The 5,014-nt window shown below is 68.9% G+C and carries 5 protein-coding genes and 1 pseudogene; 3 read left to right on the plus strand and 3 right to left on the minus strand.

The window, feature by feature from the left end:
• The first annotated feature begins 308 nt into the window (after positions 1-308).
• Positions 309-863, plus strand: coding sequence for a hypothetical protein (locus AB0H32_RS46775; protein ID WP_361135364.1), 555 nt, complete (start codon positions 309-311; stop codon positions 861-863).
• Positions 864-1,836: 973 nt separating this feature from the next.
• Positions 1,837-2,253, plus strand: a complete 417-nt coding sequence (locus AB0H32_RS46780) for an SgcJ/EcaC family oxidoreductase (protein WP_361135367.1) — start codon at positions 1,837-1,839, stop codon at positions 2,251-2,253.
• Between the two features lie 129 nt (positions 2,254-2,382).
• Here the strand turns inward: AB0H32_RS46780 and AB0H32_RS46785 are convergent, their stop codons facing one another.
• Together AB0H32_RS46785 and tgmA are read right to left on the minus strand one after the other, a co-directional pair.
• Entirely contained in the window at positions 2,383-2,616 is a 234-nt protein-coding gene (locus tag AB0H32_RS46785; RefSeq protein ID WP_361135370.1) for an MvdC/MvdD family ATP grasp protein, read from the minus strand.
• Between the two features lie 46 nt (positions 2,617-2,662).
• On the minus strand, positions 2,663-2,953 hold the full coding sequence (gene tgmA, locus AB0H32_RS46790) for a putative ATP-grasp-modified RiPP (protein ID WP_361135373.1): 291 nt from the start codon (positions 2,951-2,953) through the stop codon (positions 2,663-2,665).
• 1,342 nt (positions 2,954-4,295) lie between these two features.
• On the opposite strand from tgmA, the gene AB0H32_RS46795 reads away from it, so the two are divergent.
• On the plus strand, positions 4,296-4,589 hold the full coding sequence (locus tag AB0H32_RS46795; RefSeq protein WP_361135375.1) for a hypothetical protein: 294 nt from the start codon (positions 4,296-4,298) through the stop codon (positions 4,587-4,589).
• A gap of 104 nt (positions 4,590-4,693) precedes the next feature.
• Here AB0H32_RS46795 and AB0H32_RS46800 read toward each other — a convergent pair.
• Positions 4,694-5,014, minus strand: a pseudogene (locus AB0H32_RS46800) (hypothetical protein); the annotation flags it as partial.

A 5,014-nucleotide genomic window follows, 5' to 3' on the forward strand; every position in this document is an offset into this window, starting at 1 on the left:
GACGCGCTCACTGGTCGTTCGTCAGATCACCACGCACCACGGCCGGTGATCACCCACGCCCTTGCTCCACTTTCGCAACAGGCCCCGGCCGGCGCGACGCCTGACGGGGAACAGCGGCGGTCCGGCGAGACGGCTGATCGGTCGGGAGCCGGTGGGTCACGTCCCGCAGGCGGAGGCCCACTGGATGAGACCCTCGTGGCCGCGGGCTAGAGTCTTCGCCGATCACCTGTATGGACGAGGGGCGGGCGAGAGTGGCGACGACGGATTCCGGCACGGTGAGCGACCTGCCGGTGCCTACCCGGAGCCGCATGATCATCGGGTGGCTCCTGGTCTTGCTACTGGCCGCCCTGACCACCTCGCTGCTGGGCGCCCTCGACGCCGGCCTGGGCGGGGTCCTCGGAGTGATCGCCCTCGCCCTGAGCTACCACCTGATCGTCCGGCGCCTGATCCTGCGCCGGAACGCGGTGCCCCAGCGGGTCAAGGTCTGCTACACGCTGGCGTCGATCGCGCTCGCCGTGAGCGCCGTCTACGCATCACCCGCCCGACTGGTCGCCTTTGGCAAGGAGGGTGTCGGCTCCATCGACTACCAGGACCGTCAGCAGGGCAGCCACGGCACGTACTTGCAGTGCTACGTCCAGGACCCCGACGGCAATGTCGATCAGCTGCCGTCCGGCGGCGCCTGCCCGCACCCGGACGGAACGCCCGTCACCATGGTCTACACCGCCGACGGGATCGGGGGCCCGTTGCTGGGCACCAAGTCTTCCTATACGCATGCGGTCGTCATCTGCGCGGTGGGCGAGCTGACCGGCTATTCCCTGATGGTCGCTGCCGCCGTCATCACGGGCCGACGGTTCGCAACCTGACGGTGCGCGACAACTGACGTACCAGCTGCGGTCACCCACGCCGCAGGACCCGCTGTTCCGGTCGCGTTCAGGGCGCGAGCCTGGCAGTCGGACAGTGCCGATGAGGGGGACTGCCAACTGGAGGTTGCCCGGTCCGCAGTGGTGCGCACCGTCGCCCAGGCTCCCCATGCTGACAGCATCGCAGTCCCAGGCGTGCCCACGGCTTCCTGCCGGTCTGCCGGTCCAGACGACCAGCTACATACAACCAGGCCGAGCGGGACGCCGTGGGCGTCGGCGGCGATCGAACGACTCAGCACCTGCTTCCCGCGCTCCACCGAGGACCGGGCTGCGTGCAGGAACGCGAGACCGCGGCGGAGGCTGCGTTCCATGAGTTGTTCGGCGCCCGGTGTGCTGAGGACGCAGTCCCGTACCTGGGAGGGCCAGGCCGTGGGAGTGGAACATCCTGTACCGGACACCCGGGTCGTCGGGCGGATCGCGTAGGGCGGTGGCGACGCGCAGCGCGTCCCGCGGGGGGGTGCTGCCGTCGCCGTATCTGGTGACGACGGTCCGGATGAGGGCAGGGGCGGGCTGGATCTGTAACTCGCTGGGAGTCATATGTCCAGCCTCAGGTTTGCAGGCGAGCAGGGAAAGGAGTTTGGGATGTTGCGTGTTTCCACTTCTGGCGTTGCTGGTCAGGCACCTGCGCGTGGGGAAGCACGCTGAGCAACTGTGATGACGGGCCGAGCACCGCGCGGGGAGATTCAGGGCTCAGTCCGCAGTTCCGTGAAGCTCATGGCTGGGTGAGGATCCGGGCCCGGAGGAGTTCAAAACGCATCGGCGCTGGTCCGGGTGCTGCCGCTGCCGTCCGGAAAAGTCTCCCCGGGGGCGATGAGTTCTAGCACCGCGGCCGGTAGGTATCCGTGGAGCCGCACATGACTCCCGGTGCGTCGCAGACCGCGGCGATCCGCAACAGTACGACGAAGCGAGGGAAACCTTGACTGCGAACCAGGCGCATGCGGCGGATGAGTCCGCCATCCTCGAGGTGCTCAAGGGCGTCTATGACGCATGGGACGCGCACGACGCCGCCGCGTTCGTGGCCGACTACACCGAGGACGCCAGCGCGATTCTGCCCGGGTCCTACCGTAAGTCCCGCGACGAGATCCGCGAGAGCATGGAGGCCGGCTTCAGCAGCTTCCTCAAGGGCTCGACCACAACGAACAAGGTCTTGAACATCCGCTTCCTCAACGACGACGCCGCCGTGGTCGTCAGCGAGACGAATATCCTCTTCCCGGGCGAGACCGAGGTGCCGGGCGACCGGCTTGCGATCGCGACCTGGGTACTCACCCGTCAGGACGGCAAGTGGCTGCTTGCGGCTTACCAGAACTCCCCCGCTGTCGTGAACATGGGGTGACGCTACTCTCGGCCCGGCGCCCCCTCGTCCGCCGTCGCGGACGAGGGGCTTCGGCTCGGCCCACCAGGGGAGGCGAGGCCTCGACCGCGGATCAGGCTCGAGCATCTGACTCCGGTCCGCGGCAACGATTCAAACGCCGTGTCTGCTCGTCCAGGGGAGCAAGGCGAAGCCGGAGGGGCGGCGGTAGTGCAGCGACCGAACGTATTTGAGGTCCGCTGTGTGTGATGGCGTGGTCAGGGTTCCTGCGGTGCCGTGGACGGTGAGGGTGGCCGCGATCGACAAGGTGGCGCGGAAGTCCCCGGAATCAAGCCGCACGACCGGGACACCGCGGCCGTGCAGCTCGTCAATCACCAGGTCGGTCATGGGTCGTCCAGGTCGGTCACACCCAGGACCGGGCCATTGGGGGTCACTACTGGTCCCCGTCGTTTCCGGTGTCCTGGTCACCGCCGCCGGAGCCGCCGGGGCCGGAACCGTCCGACGGGTTCCCGGTGTTGGTGGGCGGGTTCGTGCCGGTGCTGGCGCCATGGACGGGCATCATGAGCGGCTGCCCGGCTGCGTCGACGTAACGGCCGGTCTGCGTGGCCGGGTCGAGTTCAACCCGGGCGTAGCCGGGGGCGAACGCCGGATAGGGGGCCGTGCGGCGCAGGCCCCACGGTGCGGCGGTGAAGTGACCGGACGGCAGCGGGCTGCCTCGGCACACGGTGGGGCTGAGCGAACAACGGTGGTTCCTCCTGCGGCTTGCACAACCCTGCCGGAGGTCCCGGCAGGGAGCTTGCAGGACACGGACCGGCCGACTGCTTGGTCCGTATGATGCGGCCCGTCCCGCTCCTCTCAGGGGTTAGGCACGGGAGTCGTGGCCGCCTGGGACCGACGTCCGGGCGTGGCTGTCGCAGGCCGACGGCCGCAACGACCACATCGGCGGCTACGACCGCGCCGCCTACGATTTCCACGTCGCTCACGTCCTGTGGGAACTCGGCTGCCGCCCCGAGTCGGTCAAGACCCTGTGCCAGTCCAACAAGGTCCGCCCCAAGGGAGAGCGGCAGGAGCACACGCACGCCACCCGTCTCCTCGCAACCCGGCTCATGGAGATGAGAGACGTGGAAGAGGCATGCCGGGAATGGGGACCTTCCTGAACGACTGCGCCGGCATTTCCAGCGCCCGGGGTGACGACCACTTCGCCTCGCTCCGCAAGAGCATCCGGCCGTATGGGGAACTCCCGGCCGTGCGGCAACTGTTCGCGCGGGCCCGGGACCTGGCCCGGCTGAAAGCAGCAGCCCGACCGGCACCACGGTGCCTCACTCCCCCGGGAGCGGGGCGCCGTGGCACGTCTAGCGGTTCTTCTCGTAGTCCCAGAAGCGGCGAGCAGAACGCGCCTGACGGAGCTGGAAGACGCCGCCAGCCAGACATCTCCCCCAGCGGCTCGTCCCTGGTGGAACGCAGGAGACCAACGATCGCGTCGGGCATCAGGTCAGCATCACGCATGGGGACCGTGTGCCTATCGCCGGGTTCTCTTCACAGGCCCAATCTTCAGCCGACCGGCGCAGGCTCGCCCGTCACGGCCGCCGCCCCGATGGGCGCCCCCTCGGACGCTTCCGTGCACGCCGACCACGACCAGGGCACCGCCGCCCAGTATCGGACGTAGGGTCACACGCCGAGCATGAGCCAGAAATCCAGCGGCTCACTGTCCATACGCGATGGTGTGTGACGGTCCGTCATGGCATCAGCGTGCCGGCTCATCTGCCGAACCGGCAGCACCCGCCACGCCGCACACAGCCAAAGACCACACTCGGCATATGGGCGACGCCACCAGCAAGTCCGGCCTCTGCCCGAAGCGTTCGAGCGGGAAGGGGGCACCACAACGGCCAGCGCGCGCCGGGTGGTAGTCGGCTCACCAGGGGCGCGGGACCGTCCGGCGCGCCTCAGCTCTCTCCACCCGGCCCCCGCAAGGCGTCGACGCGCGGACACCGGTCGGGTAGGCATGAGGGGGATCGCGCCTGCCGGGGCGATCGCAGCACACAGTGATCGAGCAATGGGGGGATGACATGGCCATCATGGTCACGTTCGACATTCCGGGCGTCGGACAGGAGTTCTACGACGCCTGCATCAACCGCCTCACCGACGGCGGCGGGTTCACCTCGCTCGCCGATATTCCCGCACCCGGACTGATCTCCCACGCGGCCGGGCCGGTCGACGGCGGGTGGCGGGTCGTCGACGTATGGGAGTCCGAGGAAGCCCTCGGGAACTTCTCGAAGATCCTCCAGCCGATCCTCTCCGACCTGGGTCACGCCGACGGCGAGCCGCAGATCATCCCGGTGCACAACGTCGTCACCGGCTGACCGACACGCTCGGTCATCGCGGCGGGTCAGGGCACACAGGACGGAAAGGCACACCAGGTCAGGAGCTGTCACCGATCCGCAGCCGGAGGTAGCACACGCAGTCTTCACCGGTTTTGCTCGGGAACCGGGAAGCTGCACTCATTGCCCAACCGCGGCCCGGCGCGTGCGCGCGCCGGGCCGCCCGTGTCTGCGATCGTCCCGAACGTGCTTCCTAGCGGGCTCGCGAGCTGAGGACCGCTCTGCACGCTGCCCTGCGCGGAGACCCTTGCTCCGAGGTCCTGTCCGGCAGTCGGCTCGGCGGCGAAGTCCACCTGCTCCGCCGGGAGCACCTGGATCGTGCGGCCGGCGTAGGCGACCGATGCGAAGACCGCGATGTGGTGGACGATCACCTGGGCCGCGCTCGGCAGCGGGCTGTCGGCGGGGCG

Origin of the sequence: Streptomyces sp. NPDC020362 (genome assembly GCF_040642095.1) — a bacterium.
Lineage (GTDB): Bacteria > Actinomycetota > Actinomycetes > Streptomycetales > Streptomycetaceae > Streptomyces.